At 73.9% G+C, this 16,891-nt stretch carries 13 protein-coding genes; 11 read left to right on the top strand and 2 right to left on the bottom strand.

Going from position 1 to position 16,891, the window contains the following annotated elements; genetic code table 11:
• Positions 1–19 precede the first annotated feature (19 nt).
• The 4 genes from M8C11_RS10335 to ispG all read left to right on the top strand — a co-directional run bounded on the left by M8C11_RS10335 (position 20) and on the right by ispG (position 5,058).
• Positions 20–1,249: a PP2C family protein-serine/threonine phosphatase gene (locus tag M8C11_RS10335; protein WP_135243782.1), complete on the top strand. Its 1,230-nt coding sequence runs from the start codon at positions 20–22 to the stop codon at positions 1,247–1,249.
• A 156-nt stretch (positions 1,250–1,405) separates the two neighbouring features.
• Entirely contained in the window at positions 1,406–2,629 is a 1,224-nt protein-coding gene (dxr, locus tag M8C11_RS10330) for a 1-deoxy-D-xylulose-5-phosphate reductoisomerase (RefSeq protein ID WP_252449390.1), read from the top strand.
• Positions 2,626–3,873, top strand: a complete 1,248-nt coding sequence (locus M8C11_RS10325; RefSeq protein ID WP_121685507.1) for an RIP metalloprotease — start codon at positions 2,626–2,628, stop codon at positions 3,871–3,873. Before dxr ends, M8C11_RS10325 begins: the two co-directional genes overlap by 4 nt.
• A 9-nt stretch (positions 3,874–3,882) precedes the next feature.
• Positions 3,883–5,058 (top strand): flavodoxin-dependent (E)-4-hydroxy-3-methylbut-2-enyl-diphosphate synthase, encoded by a 1,176-nt coding sequence (gene ispG, locus M8C11_RS10320; RefSeq protein ID WP_030504228.1) that lies wholly within the window; start codon positions 3,883–3,885, stop codon positions 5,056–5,058.
• A gap of 58 nt (positions 5,059–5,116) precedes the next feature.
• Here ispG and M8C11_RS10315 read toward each other — a convergent pair whose 3' ends face one another.
• On the bottom strand, positions 5,117–5,791 hold the full coding sequence (locus M8C11_RS10315; RefSeq protein WP_252449389.1) for a helix-turn-helix domain-containing protein: 675 nt from the start codon (positions 5,789–5,791) through the stop codon (positions 5,117–5,119).
• A 129-nt stretch (positions 5,792–5,920) separates the two neighbouring features.
• Here M8C11_RS10315 and M8C11_RS10310 point away from each other — a divergent pair, with 129 nt between their 5' ends.
• Positions 5,921–6,739: a class I SAM-dependent methyltransferase gene (locus tag M8C11_RS10310; RefSeq protein ID WP_252449388.1), complete on the top strand. Its 819-nt coding sequence runs from the start codon at positions 5,921–5,923 to the stop codon at positions 6,737–6,739.
• Positions 6,740–6,787: 48 nt separating this feature from the next.
• Here the strand turns inward: M8C11_RS10310 and M8C11_RS10305 are convergent, their stop codons facing one another.
• Entirely contained in the window at positions 6,788–7,375 is a 588-nt protein-coding gene (locus M8C11_RS10305; RefSeq protein ID WP_252449387.1) for a PadR family transcriptional regulator, read from the bottom strand.
• 119 nt (positions 7,376–7,494) lie between these two features.
• Between M8C11_RS10305 and M8C11_RS10300 the strand changes: the two genes are divergently transcribed.
• From M8C11_RS10300 to M8C11_RS10275, 6 genes are all read left to right on the top strand, one after another.
• The gene (locus tag M8C11_RS10300; RefSeq protein ID WP_120571144.1) at positions 7,495–8,721 is read left to right on the top strand and encodes an MFS transporter; all 1,227 of its coding nucleotides are present in this window, start codon (positions 7,495–7,497) and stop codon (positions 8,719–8,721) included.
• A 64-nt stretch (positions 8,722–8,785) separates the two neighbouring features.
• On the top strand, positions 8,786–9,625 hold the full coding sequence (locus M8C11_RS10295) for a DUF4081 domain-containing GNAT family N-acetyltransferase (protein WP_252449386.1): 840 nt from the start codon (positions 8,786–8,788) through the stop codon (positions 9,623–9,625).
• Positions 9,626–9,718: 93 nt separating this feature from the next.
• Positions 9,719–10,456: an ATP-binding cassette domain-containing protein gene (locus M8C11_RS10290; protein WP_252449385.1), complete on the top strand. Its 738-nt coding sequence runs from the start codon at positions 9,719–9,721 to the stop codon at positions 10,454–10,456.
• Positions 10,453–12,603, top strand: coding sequence for a YhgE/Pip family protein (locus tag M8C11_RS10285; RefSeq protein WP_252449384.1), 2,151 nt, complete (start codon positions 10,453–10,455; stop codon positions 12,601–12,603). The genes M8C11_RS10290 and M8C11_RS10285 overlap by 4 nt, the downstream gene beginning before the upstream one ends.
• Before the next feature lie 10 nt (positions 12,604–12,613).
• Entirely contained in the window at positions 12,614–13,207 is a 594-nt protein-coding gene (locus tag M8C11_RS10280) for a TetR/AcrR family transcriptional regulator (protein ID WP_128137142.1), read from the top strand.
• A 90-nt stretch (positions 13,208–13,297) separates the two neighbouring features.
• Positions 13,298–16,783: an ABC transporter ATP-binding protein gene (locus M8C11_RS10275; RefSeq protein ID WP_252449383.1), complete on the top strand. Its 3,486-nt coding sequence runs from the start codon at positions 13,298–13,300 to the stop codon at positions 16,781–16,783.
• The last annotated feature ends 108 nt before the right edge of the window (positions 16,784–16,891 follow it).

The following is a 16,891-nucleotide window of genomic DNA, read 5'->3' as shown; positions in this document are numbered from 1 at the left end:
GGACACGGGGGAGGCACGGATGGTCGACGGTGGCGACGCAGCGCGTTGGCTGCACCTCCACGCCGCCCGGGGCGGCCCGGACGACCTGTCGCTCCTGGTGAACCGGGTCGCGCCCGCCATCGGGGCCACCGACATCGTGATCTACCTGGCCGACTACACGCAGTCCTCGCTCGTACCCCTGGTCGGCGCGGGCGCGCCTCGGGACGAGCTCACGATCGAGACGACGCTGGCCGGCCGGGCGTTCACCGGCCTCCAGGTGCAGCGCGCTCCCGACCGCCCGGACCGGCTCTGGGTGCCCCTGCTGCTCGGCTGCGAACGGCTGGGGGCGCTGGAGATCGTGTCGTCGCGCGCCGGCGACCCCGCGCTGGACCGGCCGGCCTGGGAGGTGGCGGTCGCCGTCGCTCAGGTCCTGGTGAACCGCCGGCTCTACGGCGACGTCGTGGAACGGATCCGCCGTCGCCTGCCGATGCAGGTCGCCGCCGAGACCGTGTGGGGGCTGCTGCCGCCGCTGACCTTCGCGACGGACGAACTGGTGATCACCGCCATCCTCGAACCGTGTTACGACGTCGGCGGGGACATCTTCGACTACGCGCTCAACGGTGACGTGCTCAGCGTCGGGCTCTTCGACACCTGCGGGCACGGGATCAAGGCGAGCGCGATGGCCTCGCTCGTGGTCAGTGCGTACCGCAACGCCCGGCGCACCGGTCTCGACCTGGTCGACACGGCGATCAGCATCGACAGGTGGGTCCGCTCCGAACACCCCGGCCTGTTCGCGACCGCGCTGCTCGCCGAACTCGACCGGCGGACCGGCGTGCTGCGGATCATCAACGCCGGCCACCCCGGCGCCATGCTGCTGCGGGACGGCAAGGCCGTCCGGGCACTGCCCGGACCGACCGCGCTGCCGCTCGGGCTGGGCAACCTGTCGACGCGGCGCCCGCGGGCGCACGAGGAGGCGCTGCACCCGGGCGACCGCATCCTCGCCTACACCGACGGCATCACCGACGCCCGGGGCGACGACGGGGAACGGTTCGGGCTGGACCGGCTCGTCGACTTCGTCGAGCGTTCCCTCAACGAGCGGCTGCCCAGCCCGGAGACGATGCGCCGGCTGGTGCGCGCCGTCCTCGCCTACCAGCAGGACCAGCTCGACGACGACGCCACCGCGCTGTTCCTGGAGTGGCAGCCCTCGCATCTGCCCTTGGGGCACCTGGAGCACCTCACCGCGCCCGACGGAACGATCGCGCCCTCGTAGCCTCACGAGGCGGCGCCGCAGGCGTGATCGACACCGGATCGCCGAAGTGGTGGCATCGCGGCAACCTTGATGCCGCCACCTCGGCGAAGTGGAGTCGATCATGTCGGCGGGCACTCCGGGACGAACCGGGGTGAGGCGCTGGGGAACAATGGTCCGGTGACCACTCCCCGAGATCTCGTGCTGCTCGGTTCGACCGGCTCGATCGGCACCCAGGCCATCGACATCGTCAAGCGCAACCCGGACCGCTTCAAGGTGGTGGCCCTCGGCGCGGGTGGCGGCAACGTGGAGTTGCTCGCCGCGCAGGCGCTGGAGCTGGGCGTGGACGCGGTCGGTGTGGCCCGCGCGTCCGCCGCGCAGGATCTCCAGCTCGCGTTCTACGCCGAGGCGAGCATGCGCGGCTGGGCCAGCGGTGACTTCAAGCTGCCCAAGATCGTGGCCGGGCCGGACGCGATGACCGAGCTGGCGCAGTGGCCGTGCGACGTGGTGCTCAACGGGGTCGTCGGCTCGCTGGGCCTGCCGCCGACGCTGGCCGCGCTGCACGCCGGGCGTACCCTCGCGCTCGCCAACAAGGAGTCTCTCGTGGCCGGCGGCCCCTTGGTCAAGGCCGCGCTGTCGCGGCACCCGGGTCATAGCCAGATCGTTCCTGTTGACAGTGAGCACTCGGCGCTGGCGCAGTGCCTGCGCGGCGGCGCCCGGGGCGAGGTGCGGCGGCTGGTGGTCACCGCCAGCGGCGGCCCGTTCCGGGGGCGGCGGCGCGACGAGCTGACCGCCGTCACGCCGGAGCAGGCGCTGGCGCACCCCACCTGGAACATGGGCCCGGTCGTCACGATCAACTCCGCCACGATGGTCAACAAGGCGCTGGAGGTGATCGAGGCGCACGAGCTGTTCGACGTGCCGTACGCCGACATCGAGGTGATGGTCCACCCGCAGTCGGTGATCCACTCGATGGTCGAGTTCACCGACGGTTCCACGCTCGCCCAGGCCAGCCCGCCGGACATGCGGCTGCCGATCGCGCTGGGCATCGGCTGGCCGGACCGCGTGCCCGGCGCCGCCGCGGCTGTGGACTGGACCACTGCACACACCTGGGAGTTCTTCCCGCTCGACGACGCCGCGTTCCCGGCGGTCGCGCTGGCCAAGGCGGCGGGCGAGGCCGGGCGCTGCCGCCCGGCGATCTACAACGCGGCGAACGAGGAGTGCGTGGCCGCGTTCGTCGCGGGCCGGCTGCCGTTCCTCGGCATCGTCGACACCCTCCAGCGGGTGCTGGAGGACGCTCCCGATTTCGACGAACCAGGTACCGTCGAGGACGTGCTCGCCGCCGAGTCGTGGGCACGGGCGCACGCCCAGGAGATCATCGTCGGGTCGGTGGAAGGAGCTCGATGAGCTATCTGCTCGGGGTGGTGCTGTTCGCCCTGGCGATCCTCATCTCGGTGAGCCTGCACGAGGCGGGGCACATGCTGACCGCCAAGGCGTTCGGGATGAAGGTCACGCGCTACTTCGTCGGCTTCGGCCCGACGCTGTGGTCGTTCAAGCGGGGCGAGACCGAGTACGGCATCAAGGGCATCCCGCTCGGCGGCTTCTGCAAGATCGTCGGCATGACCCCACAGGACGACGACGTCGAGCCGGGGGACGAGAAGCGTGCGATGTGGCGCTACCCGGTGTGGAAGCGGACGATCGTGATGTCCGCAGGCTCGATCACCCACTTCGCCCTGGCCCTGATCGCGCTCTGGATCATCGCGGTGTCGGTCGGGCTGCCGAACCCGAAGTTCCCCAGCACCGAGGCCGGCTTCCGGGCCGAGCCGGCGGTGATCGCCATCGCGCCGTGCGTGGTGGTGGAGAACGCGGCCCGCGCCTGCGAGTCCGGCGACCCGGCCAGCCCGGCCGAGAAGGCCCAGCTCAAGGACGGCGACCGGATCACCGCGGTGAACGGCAAGCCGGTCTCCACCTGGGGCGACATGCTCGACGTGGTCCGCGCCACCCCGCCCGGTACGGCCACCGTCGCCTTCGTGCGCGACGGCAAGCCGGACGAGGCGCGGGTCGACCTGGCCTCGGTGCAGCGTCCGCCGCTGGGCGACCCGAAGGGCGCCACCTCGGCGGTGTCCGCGCTCGGCGTGGCGCTCTCGCCCACCACCCCGACCCGGGTCGAGTACGGCCCGGTCGCCGCGTTCGGCGCGACCGCCGACTTCACCGGCACCATGGCCGTGCAGACCGCGCACGCAATGCAGCGCATCCCGCAGAAGGTGCCCGCGCTGTGGAACGCGATCACCGGCGGCGAGCGCGACGTGGACACCCCGATCAGCGTGGTCGGCGCCAGCCGGCTCGGCGGCGAGGCCGTGGAGAACAACGCCTGGCTGGTGTTCTTCATGCTGTTCGTGTCGCTGAACTTCTTCATCGGCGTGTTCAACCTGCTGCCGCTGCTCCCGCTGGACGGCGGCCACATCGCCATCGCCTGGTTCGAACGGGCGCGCTCCTGGCTCTACGCGCGCATCGGCCGCGCCGATCCCGGCCGCGTCGACTACCTCAAACTCATGCCCGTCACGTACGCGGTGATCCTGATCGGTGGCGCGTTCACGCTGCTCACCGTCACCGCTGATGTCATCAACCCCATCACGCTCTTCTCAAGGTGAGTGCCTGAAGTGACCGCTGTCAGTCTCGGTATGCCCCCCGTACCGCCGCCGCCGCTGGCCCCGCGCCGGGCCAGCCGCCAGATCATGGTCGGTTCGGTGCCGGTCGGTGGGGGCGCGCCGGTCTCGGTGCAGTCCATGACCACCACCCTCACCGCCGACGTCAACGCCACGCTCCAGCAGATCGCCGAGCTGACCGCGTCCGGCTGCCAGATCGTCCGGGTCGCCGTGCCGTCGCAGGACGACGTGGAGGCGCTGCCCGCGATCGCCAAGAAGTCGCAGATCCCGGTGATCGCGGACATCCACTTCCAGCCGAAGTACGTCTTCGCGGCGATCGACGCCGGCTGCGCCGCGGTGCGGGTGAACCCGGGCAACATCCGGCAGTTCGACGACAAGGTCAAGGAGATCGCGCGGGCCGCCGGCGACGCGGGCGTGCCGATCCGGATCGGCGTCAACGCGGGTTCGCTGGACAAGCGCCTGCTGGCCAAGTACGGCAAGGCCACCGCCGAGGCGCTGGTGGAGTCGGCGCTGTGGGAGTGCTCGCTGTTCGAGGAGCACGGCTTCCGGGACATCAAGATCTCGGTCAAGCACAACGACCCGGTGGTGATGATCCGCGCGTACCGGCTGCTGGCCGAGAAGTGCGACTACCCGCTGCACCTGGGCGTCACCGAGGCGGGCCCGGCGTTCCAGGGCACGATCAAGTCGGCGGTGGCGTTCGGCGCGCTGCTGGCCGAGGGGATCGGCGACACCATCCGGGTCTCGCTGTCCGCCCCGCCGGTCGAGGAGATCAAGGTCGGCGCCGCGATCCTGGAGTCACTGGGCCTGCGCGAGCGTGGCCTGGAGATCGTCTCCTGCCCGTCCTGCGGCCGGGCGCAGGTCGACGTCTACAAGCTGGCCGAGGAGGTCACCGCCGGGCTGGAGGGCCTGCCGGTGCCGCTGCGCGTCGCGGTCATGGGCTGCGTGGTGAACGGCCCGGGTGAGGCCCGCGAAGCCGACCTGGGTGTGGCCTCCGGCAACGGCAAGGGCCAGATCTTCGTCAAGGGCAAGGTCGTCAAGACAGTGCCGGAGGCGCAGATCGTGGAGACGCTGATCGAGGAGGCGCTGCGCATCGCCGACGAGATGGGCGCCGAGATCCCCGAGGAGCTGCGCGACCTGGTGCCGGGTGGCGCCACAGTCACCGTGCACTGATCTGTTCTCCGCGTCGCCGTGCGGCCGTTCCCGGCAGGGGGCGGCCGCACGCGCCGTCTCAGGGCCGGGGCACGGCCGCGAAGGGGGAGAGGGTGAACCAGCCCGGCGCGGCGCGCCGCAGCGCCTCCGGTCCGGTCACCTCCACCGCGCCGCCGCGCAGCGCCAGGGCCCACTCCAGGTCGCCCATCCAGACCTGGACCAGGGCGCGCAGGTCCGCCGTGACGGTCACCGTCACGTCGTGCCCGGGGTCGATGTCGCAGACGTCGGCTTCGCCGGCGGCGATCACCATCCACCAGTCGCGCTGCGCCGCCGGCACGTCCCGGAAGCGGAACCGCACGACGGTACGCCCCGGCGGAACCGCGTCGTGGTCGACGTGCCGGTGCATGTCCCACAGCAGCAGCTTCGGGTCCAGGTCGGCGTCGCCCAGCTCACCGATCCAGCGCACGCCCCAGGCGCCGAGCGCCTCCAGCACGGGCCGCAGCTCGCGTCCGGCGGCGGTCGGGACGTAGCGCACGTCGGCGCCGTCGACCCGCCGCTCCACCACTCCGGCGCGGACGAGCTGGTGCAGCCGGCGGGACAGCAGCGTGGGCGACATCCGGGGCAGGCCCCGGCGCAGGTCGTTGAAGCGTTCCGAGCCGCTGACCAGCTCCCGGACCACGAGCAGCGTCCACCGCTCGTCGAGCAGTTCCATGGCCTTCGCCACGGGGCAGAACTGGTGGTAGGAGGCCCCCATGGCGGGCACGCTACGCCCGGCCCGCCGACCCGGCCAGCGGCCTGTCGGGAGCGGTACAGATCTCGTACTGGGGGTGGGGTCGTCCGCTGCCTAGCGTCCTGTGCAGGGACGACAGGTGAGGAGCGACGAATGATCGAGGAACGGGAACAGGACGCCGCGGTGAAGGCCCGGCACCGCGCGATGTGGGCGATGGGCGACTACGCCGCCGTGGCCGCGCAGGTGATCCCGGAGCTGGGGGCGACGCTGGTGCGGGCCGCGGGGGTGGCGCCGGGCATGCGGGTGCTGGACGTGGCGGCCGGGACCGGCAACGCGGCTCTGCCGGCGGCCCGGGCCGGTGCGGAGGTGGTGGCCGGCGACCTCACCCCGGAGTTGCTGGCGATCGGGCGGGCGGAGGCCGAGCGGGAGGGCTTGGCGCTGACCTGGGAGGAGGCGGACGCGGAGGCGCTGCCGTACGCGGACGCCGCGTTCGACGCGGTGCTGTCCTGTGTGGGCGTGATGTTCGCGCCCCGGCACCGGGCGGCCGCCGACGAGGTGCTGCGGGTGTGCCGGCCGGGGGGCACGATCGGCCTGGTCAACTGGACCCCGGAGGGCTTCGTGGGCCAGTTGTTCGCGGCCATGCGGCCGTATGCGCCGCCACCGCCGCCGGGTGCGCAGCCGCCCCCGCTCTGGGGCGACGAGAACCACGTCCGGGAGTTGTTCGGCGACCGGGTCGACGCGCTCACGCTGGGGCGCGACGTCGTGGTGGTGGACCGGTTCGCCACGCCCGGACAGTTCCGGGACTTCTTCGCCACCCACTACGGACCGACTGTGGCGGTCTACCGGGCGAACGCGGGCGATCCGGAGCGCACGGCCGGTCTCGACCGCGCGCTGACCGACCTGGCGGCCCGGCACCTGGACGGCGGCGTGATGCGCTGGGAGTACCTGCTCGTCACCGCGCGCCGCGCCTGACGGCACGCCGGTCGTCGTCCGGCCGGCGTGCCGTCGCGGCGGCGGTGCTCACTCGGACTCGGCGAGGATGGCGTAGAGCTTGCGCCGGGTCTCGTCGAGCACCTGGGCGGCCCGGGCGCGCTGGTCGTCGGTGCCGGTGGTCATCACCTGCCGCAGCGCCTGCATGGCCTGGGCGCCGGCGTCGCGGATGTCGTGCCAGCTGTTGACCGTCTGCTCGGCGAACTCGGCCCAGGGCGGGGTCTGCGCCGCGCCGGTCGCCTCGGCCTGGCCCGCCTCGGTCAGCGCGAACCGCTTGCGTCCGCCCTCGGAGTCGGGGGCGGTCGCGATGAGCCCCTCGTCCTCCAGCAGTTGCAGCGTCGGGTAGATCGAGCCGGGGCTGGGCCGCCAGGCCCCGCCGGTACGGGAGTCGATCTCCTGGATCATCTCGTAGCCGTGCATCGGCCGCTCGGTGAGCAGGGCCAGCACGGCGCCGCGCACGTTGGGCCGCCGGCCGCGTCCGCGCCCGCCCCGGCCCCGCCCGTGACCGTGCGGTCCGGGGGAGAAGGGCGGCGGACCCGGGGGTACGGGCGGGAAGCCGAAGCCGCCGCGGCGGCGCATCTCGTCGTGCATGGCGTGCATGCGTCGATGGAAACCCATCGGTTCTCCTTCCGTCGTGGCATCGCTGATGCATCAACGATATATCGGCAATGCATCGCCGACAAGACGTCACGTAAACGGGGCTGAAAACCGTACGTACGTCTTGCTAGGGTGCCGGTGTGCGCCTGCTTCCCGAACCGGGCCCGTCCCGGACCCTCGCCCTCTCCACGCTCGTCAACACCGTCGGGCGGGGCACCTGGCTCACCGCCAGCGCGCTGTTCCTCACCCGGTCGGTCGGGCTGTCGGTCACCCAGGTCGGCGTGGCGCTCACGCTCACCGCGCTGGTCAGCCTGGTGGCGAGCACGCCGATGGGCTACCTCGCCGACCGCCTCGGGCCGCGCGGGCTCCAGATGGCCGCGCTGCTCGCCTCGGCCGGGTGCACGGCCGCCCTGGTGGCGGTGCGCTCGTTCACCGGCTTCCTGGTCGTCGGCGTGCTGATGGCGGTCGCCGACGCGGGCACCCGTGGCGCCCGGGGCGCGCTGATCGCCGGTGCCGTCCCGCCCGACCAGCGGGTACGCACCCGCGCCTACCTGCGCGCGGTCACCAACGTCGGCATCTCGGTGGGCACGGTGCTGGCCGGGTTCGCGCTCGCCGCCGACACCCGCGGCGCGTACGTCACGCTGATCCTGCTCGACGCCGCCACGTACGTGCTGGCGGCGGCGGTGCTGCTGCGGCTCCCGCCGGTGCCGCCGATGCCCGCCCCGGCGCACGGGCCACGGCTGATCGCGCTGCGGGACCGCCCGTTCCTCGCCTTCACCGTGCTGGACGGGCTCATGTCCATGCACTTCTCGCTGATCAACATCGCCCTGCCGCTCTGGATCGCCGGGCACACCACGGCGCCGAACTGGCTCATCTCCGCCTGCCTGCTCGTCAACACGGTGGTGGTGATCCTGTTCCAGGTCCGCGCCTCGCGGGGCACCGAGGACCTGACCGGCGCGGGCCGGGCCGCCCGCCGGGCGGGTGTCCTGCTCGCGGTCGCCTGCGCGCTGTTCGCGGCCGGTGGCGGCGTACCGGTCGCGGCGGCGGTGCCGCTGCTGCTGGGCGGCGCGCTGGTGCACGTCGTGGGCGAGCTGTGGCACGCGGCGGCCGGCTGGGGCATCTCCTTCGGCCTGGCCCCGGCGCACGCGCACGGGCAGTACCAGGGCGCGTACGGGATGGGCATGCAGCTCGGCTCGATGGTCGCCCCGGTGGTGGTGACCACGCTCGCGATCGGCTGGGGCGTGCCCGGCTGGCTGGTGCTCGGTGTGGTGTTCATGCTGCTCGGCGCGCTGGTGCCGCCCGTGGTGCGATGGGCCGCCCGGACCCGTCCGGCCACGCCCGAACCGGTGCCGGCGCCGGCCGGCTGAGCGCGGTGCGGCAGGTGCCCGGTCGGCCCGCGCGCGCCGGGGTGGATCTGGCAGGCTGGTAGCCGTGCTCACGGTGCCGGTACGCCAACTCGGGGAGTCGGAGCGCCGCGCGGTCGAGCGGCTGCTCGACCTCGACCCGTACGCCGGCGCGCAGGTCGCCGAGCGGGTGGCGGCACGCGGCCTGGCGTGGTGGCGGGCCGAGGCGCGGATCCTCGGGTACGGCTCCCGCCGGCACCTGGAGTCGATCTGCTGGCTGGGCGGCAACCTGACCCCGGTGCTCGCGTCCGAGTCGGCGGTGACCGCGTTCGCCGACCAGTTGAGCGCCGAGGAGCGGCTCTGTTCCTCGATCGTGGGGCGGGCCGACGCGGTGCTCGGGCTCTGGGACCGCCTCTCCGCGCACTGGGGCCCGGCCCGGGACGTACGCCCGAACCAGCCGTTGCTGGCGACGGACGCGCTGCCCGCCGTGGGGCCCGACCCGCACGTGCGGCGGGTGCGCGGCAGCGAGGTCGACCTGCTGTTCCCGGCGGCGGTGGCGATGTACACCGAGGAGGTCGGGGTGTCGCCGCTGGCCGAGGACGGCGGGCGCGGCTACCGGCGGCGGGTGACCGAGCTGGTGCGCGCCGGCCGCGCCTACGCCCGCTTCGTCGACGGGCGGGTGGTGTTCAAGGCCGAGCTCGCAGTGGTGACCCGCCGGACCGCGCAGGTGCAGGGCGTCTGGGTGGCGCCCGAGTGGCGTGGCCGGGGCATCGCCACCGCGGCGATGGCCGCCGTGGTCCGCGACGCGCTGGAGCGGGTCGCGCCCACTGTGAGCCTCTATGTCAACGACTTCAACCTGCCCGCCCGCCGGGTCTACGAGCGCTGCGGCTTCCGCCCGGTCGGCACGCTCGCCACAGTGCTGTTCTGAGGATCACTCCCGCCGGACGCCCCGAACCGGACACCCGACGCTATGCTGGGCATGTTTTTATACTGACTAGTCAGTTCGGAATTCGGGGTCGGGATGAACATCGTCGAGGCCAGAGGCCTGGGGCTGCGCACCCGCCGCGGCTGGGTCTACCGCGACGTCGACCTCACCGCCGCGAGCGGTGAGCTGCACGCCGTCACCGGCCCGCCCGGCAGCGGGCGCACCTCGCTGCTGCTGGCGCTGGCCGGGCGCTTCCCGCACAACCACGGCGAGCTGCGCCGCCGCGGCCCGGCCGCGCTCGGCCAGGTGGCGGGCGTGCACGAACCCGACCCGACGCTCACCGTCGCCGAGCACATCACCGAACGCCTGCTGCTGCTCGGCCCGGTGCCGCGCCGCCGGCGCCGGCTGGTTCCGGTCGCCGCGGTACGGGCCCGCCGCGCCTACCGCCGCGACGCCTACGCCGCCGCCATCGCCGGCGCCGGACTCACCGACGCGCCGCTCGACCCCGACCGGTACGGCCGCGACCTCACCCCGGTCGAGCGCCAGGTGCTCGGGCTGGTGCTGGCCAGCCTCGGCGGCCCCAGCCTGATCGTCGCCGACGACGTGGACGCCGGCGCCGACCGCCCCGAGCGGGAGTGGATGTGGGGCGCGCTGGAACGCCTCGCCGACCAGGGGTACGCGGTCGTCGCCAGCGCCCGCGCCGTCGAACCCGGAGTCGCCGCCACCGTGCACCGCATCGGCGACCCGGCCCTGCCCGTTCCCGCACTGACCGTTCCCGACGAGCCCGCTCCCGCCCTGACCGTTCCCGCCGAGCCCGCCGAGGTGCCCGCATGAGCGTCCTGCGACTGGCCCTGTTCGAGCTGCGCCGGATGACCCGGGGCCGGCTGCCACGCGCCGCGCTCGCGGTGCTCACCATCGTCCCGCTGCTCTACGGCGCCCTCTACCTGTACGCGTTCTGGGATCCCTACGGGAAGATGGACCGGATCCCGGTCGCCCTGGTCAACGCCGACCGCCCGGCCACCGCCGGTGACGGCAGCGAGGTGCACGCCGGCCGCGACCTGACCGAGGAACTGCTCGACCGCAAGGTGTTCGGCTGGACCGTGACCGACCAGGCCGACGCCACCAAGGGGCTGCGCGACGGGCGCTACCACCTGGTCTTCTCCATCCCGCAGGACTTCTCCGCCACGCTCGCCGCCGGCCCGGAACCGGACCGCCCGGCCCGGCAGGGCGAGCTGAAGGTCGTCAACGACGACGCCACCAACTACCTCTCCGGCCTGCTCGCCCGGTCGGCGTTCAGCGAGATCCGGGCCGCCGCCGCGCAGAGCACCGCCGCCAGCTACTTCGACAAGATGCTGATCGGCTTCACCGACGCCAAGGCCGAGACCGGACGCGCCGCCGACGGCGCCGGGAAGATCGCCGACGGGCTCGGCAGCTCCCAGCGGGGCGCCGACCAGCTCGCCGACGGGCTCGGTGACGCCGGGGACGGCGCCGGGCAGCTCGCCGGTGGACTGAACCAGTCGGTCCAGGGCGCGGACAAGCTCGCCAAGGGCCTCGACCAGCTGCGCACCGGCGCCGCCCAGCTCGCCGACGGCGCCGGGCGCGCCGCTACCGAGACCAAGGCCGCGGCGGCCACCGTGAACGCCGCCGCCGACAGGTACGAGCCGGTGCTGCGCCGCAACGCCGACAAGATCGAGAAGGCGGCCACGCTCGTCGCCGACGGCGCGCAGCAGCTCGCCGCCGGGCTGGACGCGCTGCCGGGCAAGGCCGCCGAGGTGGTCGCGAGCGCCGAGGAGGTCCGCGACCGGCTCGACGCGGTCGCGAAGGAACACCCCGAACTGGCCGACGATCCCGGATTCGCCGCCGCCCGCAAGGCCGCCGACCGGGCCGTCACGCAGGCCCGCTCCGTGGCGGCCGCGCTGGACAAGACCGACATGGCCACGTTGCGCAAGCAGATGACCGACGTGGCGAAGACCGCCCGCGAGGTGGCCGCCGCCGCGCCGCACCTGGCCGACGACGTCGCCTCCGCCCGCGCGAAGGTCAACGAGCTGGCCGGCGGGCTCGCCACGCTGGCACAGGGCAGCGCCGAGCTCCGCGACGGGCTGGGCGACGCGTCGACCGGCGCGAACGAGCTGCGCGGCGGCCTCTACCGGCTCGCCACCGGCGCCCGCCAGCTCGACGGCGGCCTGGCCCAGCTCGGCAGCGGCAGCAACCGCCTGGTCGACGGGCTGACCCGGCTGGAGGGCGGCGCCGGCGACCTCGCCGACGGGCTCGCCGCCGGGGAACGGAAACTGCCCGGGTACGACGACGCGGCCACTCGCGCCGGCGTCCTCGGTGACCCGGTCGGCCTGATCCGCGACTCGCAGAACCCGGCCGGCTCGTACGGCGTGGGCTTCGCCCCGTACTTCCTGTCGCTGGCGCTCTGGGTCGGCGCGATGATCACCTACATGCTGTTGCGGCCGGTCAACCGGCGGCACGTCATGTCCGGCGCGCCCGGCTGGCGGGTCGTGCTCGCCGGGTGGCTCCCCGCCGCCGGGATCGGCCTGGCCCAGGTCACGGTGCTCTACACGGTGGTGACGCTCGGGCTCGGGCTCGACCCGAGGCACGGCCCCGCCACCTTCGGGCTGCTCGCCCTCACCTCGCTGGCGTTCACCGCGATCATGCAACTGCTCGGTGTGGCGCTCGGCCCGGCCGGGCGGCTGGCCGCGCTGGCGCTGCTGATGCTCCAGCTCACCTCGTCCGGCGGCACCTACCCGGTGCAGACCTCGCCCGGCTTCTTCCAGGCGATCCACCCCTGGCTGCCGATGACGTACGTGGTGGACGGCCTGCGGCACACCATCAACGGCGGTACGACCGCACCCGTGGTCACCGGCGCGCTGGTGCTGCTCGCGTTCGGGCTGGGCGCCATGGCGCTGACCGTCGGCGCGGCCCGCCGCTCCCGGCGGCTGACCCCGGCCAAGCTGCACCCCGAACTGACCATGTGAGGATGAGCCGGTGACGGACGGACGGACACGCCGGCGCGAGGACACCCGCCAGCGCCTCTTCGTGGCGGCGGTGGACCTCATCGCCGAGCAGGGCTTCTCGGCCACCACCGTGGACGACATCGCGGCCCGGGCCGGCGTGGCGAAGGGGACCGTCTACTACAACTTCGAGTCCAAGACGGTCCTGTTCGAGGAGCTGCTGCGGCACGGCATCGGCCTGCTCACCGCCGAGTTCCGGGCCGCCGTCGACGGGCTGCCGCCGCTGGAGGCGCTCGGCGCGCTGGTCCGCGCCCAGCTGGAGTACATCCGCCGCTACCGCGCCTTCGCCCAGCTCCTGCTCTCGGAGATGTGGCGGACCAACCGGGAGTGGCAGCAGACGCTGCGGCTGCTGCGCGGCGAGGCCATCGCGGTGATCGCCGAGACCGTGAAGGCCGGAGTGGACAGCGGTGACCTCCCGGCCGACCTGGACGTGCGTACCGCCAGCTCGGCGCTGTTCGGCGTCGGGCTCGTGGTGGCCGTGGACTGGCTGGTCTTCTCGCCGGAGCGGCCGATCGACGAGGTGCAGGAGTCGCTGCTCGGCATCGTCCGGCGGGTCGCCCGCACCTGACCAGCGGTCGGTAATTCGGTTGATTCCGGACCGCCGGAAGGGTGAGGCTGAGGGCACCGCCCCCACCGATCCGAGTCCGGAGGACCTTCCATGCGCCTGCTCCGAGATCTCTGGGCCACGGCGCCCCGCCGGATGGCGGCGGTCCTGCTGCTGATCGTGCTCGGCGCCGCCGGCCAGGCGGCCGCCTCCGCGCTGGCCGGGCCGGTGCTGGTGCACCGCTCGTCCGGCTGGTTCGTCGCGCTCGCCGTGGCGCTCGTCGCCGCTGTCGTCACCGACCTGCTGATCGGCCTGATCATGGCCCGGCTCACCGCCGACTGGTCGGCCGACGTGCGACGGCGGCTCTGCCGGGTCGCGCTCGGCCAGGACCTGCCCACCCTGGAGACCACACCGGTCGGCGAACTGCTCGACCGGATCGACAACGACGTCTACCAGGTCGCCGCCGAGATGCGGAACACCGGCGTACGGCTGGCGCAGGGCCTCGCGGTCTGCGCCCTCGCGACGGTGAGCGCGCTGATCGTCTGGTGGCCCGCCGGTGTCGGCATGATCGTGCTCACCTCGCTGCTCGCGGTGACGCTGCGCCGACCGACCGCCCGGATCGCCCCGGCCCGGATGGCCGAGGAGGAGGCGTGGTCCGACCTCGCGGCCGTGATGGAGGAGGCGGTGCACGGGCAGGACGACGTGCGCACCAGCCTCGCCCGGCCGTACGTGCTGCGCCTCTACGCCCGCCGTGCGGCCGAGGTGATCACCCGGTGCGTCCGGGTGTTCCGGCTCTCCGCCCGGGTCACCGCGGCCGCCGCCGGCGCGGTCCGGGTCGGCATCGCGGGCGTGGTGCTGGGCGGTGCGTGGGCGCTCGCCACCGGCCGGGTCGACGCCGCGCGGCTGACCGCGATCTGGCTGCTGGCCATCGCGTTCGGCGCGACGGTCGAGCACATCGCCCGCTGGGTGCCGCACCTGCAACAGGCGTTCGGCGCGTGGGGCCGGGTGCAGCTGCTCGCCGGGTCGCCGCAGGAGCCGGACGGCGGGGCCACCCCGGTCGACGGGGACCTGACCGTGCGCGGGCTCACCTACCGCTACCCGGCCGGCGGGGACGAGCGCGGGCCGGCGCTGCGCGACGTCCACCTCGACTTCGTCCGCGGCCGCTCGTACGCGCTCGTCGGGCGTACCGGCTCGGGCAAGTCGACGCTGGCCAAGGTGCTCACCCGGGCGGTGGACGTGCCCCGCGGCACCGTCTTCCTCGGCGGCACCGACCTGGTCGACCTGGACGTGGAGGAACTGCGCCGGTGGATCGCCGTGGTGCCGCAGCGCACCGAGATCCTGGCCGGCACGCTCGCCGAGAACGTGGCGCTGTTCGACCCGGAACTGCTGGACGCCGCCGAGCGGGCGCTCACCGAACTGGGCCTGGCCGGCTGGATCGCCGAACTGCCCGACGGCGTGCACACCCGGCTCGGCGACGGCGGCTACGTGCTCTCCGCCGGGCAGGAGCAGCTCGTCGCGTTCGCCCGCATCCTGGTCCGCGACCCGCACGTGGTGATCCTCGACGAGGCCACCGCGCGGCTCGACCCGGTCACCGAGAACCGGGTACGCGAAGCCACCGAACGGCTGCTCACGGACCGGATCGGCATCGTCATCGCGCACCGGCTCTCCTCCGTGCGCCGCTGCGACGAGGTGGTCGTGATGGCCGACGGCGCGGTGCTGGAGGCCGGTCCGCTGCGCGAGTCGGCCCGCTTCGCCGAGCTGCTCGCCACCAGCCACGCCGGGGCGTACGCCGGAGTGGGCTCCCGGCGCGGTGGCGTGGACCTGCTCGACGCGCCCGCCTGGGACGACGCGCCAGCCACGCCGGCCGCGCCCGCGACGCGGCCGGCCGCCGTGCCGCGCGCCGACCCGCCACCCGCGCCGCCCACGCCCCCCGCGCGGACCATGCGGGAGATCCTCCGGCTGGGCACCAACGACCCGCGGTACGGCCTGGTCTCGGTCGCCCTGTTCATCGTGATGACGGTGCTCGGGATGGACGGTGCGGTGCTGCCCTGGCTCTGGGCCGATCTGGTCGGCGGCGGCGACCCGTGGCTGCCCGCGCTGGGCATCGTGGCGGCGCTGCTCGTGGTCCTGCCGCTGCCGTACCTGACGAACCTGTGGTTCCCGCAGTGGTGGATCCGGCAGATGCTGCGGATCAGCGCCCGGCTGGTGCACGGGCAGACCGGCGCGCGCCGGGTCAGCGGGCACACCCCGGCCGAGGTGGTCGCACAGGGCGGCGACACCGACCGGGTGGTGCACCTCGCCGACAACCTGATGGACCAGTTCATCTCGCTGACCATCGTGATCACCATGACGCTGGTGACCGGCAGTCTCGTACCGGCGCTGTTCTTCGTCGGCACGATGGTGGTCTCCGGGCTGGCGGCGACGCTGTTCGGGCCCCGGCTGGAACGCACCGCGGCCGGCACGGTGAAGGCGCGCGCCGCGTTCGCCACCGCGCTGGTGTCCGCGCTGTCCGCCGCCCGGACGGTGAAGCTGGCCGGCGCGACCCGCCCGGTGCTGCGCCACCTCGCCCGGCTGGACGAGGTACGCAGCGAGCGGCAGCGACGCGAGATCGCGATGCAGGTGTGGGCCCGGTCCACCCCGTCGGTCGCCAGTGGCCTGCTGCCGATCGGCGCGTGGGCGCTCTACCTGGCCGGTGAGCTGTCCGCCGGCGCCACGCTCGTGGCCGTCTCCACCCTGGGCGCGGCCCGCTGGTTCGCGTGGACCACCGCGTCGCTGGTGTCGCAGTACCCGTCGGCGCGCGTGTGGACCAGGCGGACGGTGGCGATGACCGGCGAGGCCGTGTACGCGGCGCCGGTGCCCGGGCTCGACCTGGTCGCCGGCACCGCGCCCGCGCCCGAGCCGCCGCCCCGGCACCCGCTGCGCCGCCTGGAGCTGTCCGGCTTCGGCGCGCTGCACTCCGACGGCACGCTCGCCGTCCGCGACGTCGACCTGGTGGTCGAACGCGGGCAGTTGGTGCTGGTCGTCGGCCCGGTCGGGTCCGGCAAGTCGTCGCTGCTGCGCGCGCTCGCCGGGATCGTGCACCACGTCGGCGAGCTGCGCTGGAACGGCGACCCGGTCACCGAGCCGGAGATGTTCCTGCGGCCCAACCAGGTCGGGTACGTGGGGCAGCTACCCCGGGTGCTCTCCGGCACGGTGGCCGACAACATCGCGCTCGGCCACCAGGTGGACGCCGCCGGGGCGGTCTCGACCGCCCAGCTCGAACACGACCTGGCCGCCGCCGGGGGCGGGCTCGGGCTGCTGATCGGGCACAAGGGCACCCGGCTCTCCGGCGGTCAGCTCCAGCGGCTGGCGCTGGCCCGGGCGCTCGCCCCGCGTACCGAACTGCTGGTGGCAGACGACGTGTCGTCGGCGCTGGACGTGAGCACGGAGCTGGCGTTGTGGGCGGCACTGCGCGAGCACGGGGTGACAGTGGTCGGCTCGACCGCGAAGCGGGCCGCGCTGGTGCGGGCCGACCGGGTGGTGGTGCTGATCGACGGCACGGTGGCCGACCAGGGCACCTGGAGCGACCTGGAACCCCGCTGGAACCACCTGGCCGGCTGACCCCCGCGCCCGCCGTCCTCCTCGTCGATCATGAAGTTGGCGGCGACAAATCGGACGCCGTCCGCCGCTAACTTCATGATCAACGGGGTCGGGCGGGGGGTGGGGGGC

It is taken from the genome of Micromonospora sp. CPM1 (genome assembly GCF_023896895.1).
Lineage (GTDB): Bacteria > Actinomycetota > Actinomycetes > Mycobacteriales > Micromonosporaceae > Micromonospora > Micromonospora tulbaghiae.
Note: the sequence above shows the minus strand (reverse complement) of the source record. Positions and strands in the feature narration are given on the sequence as shown.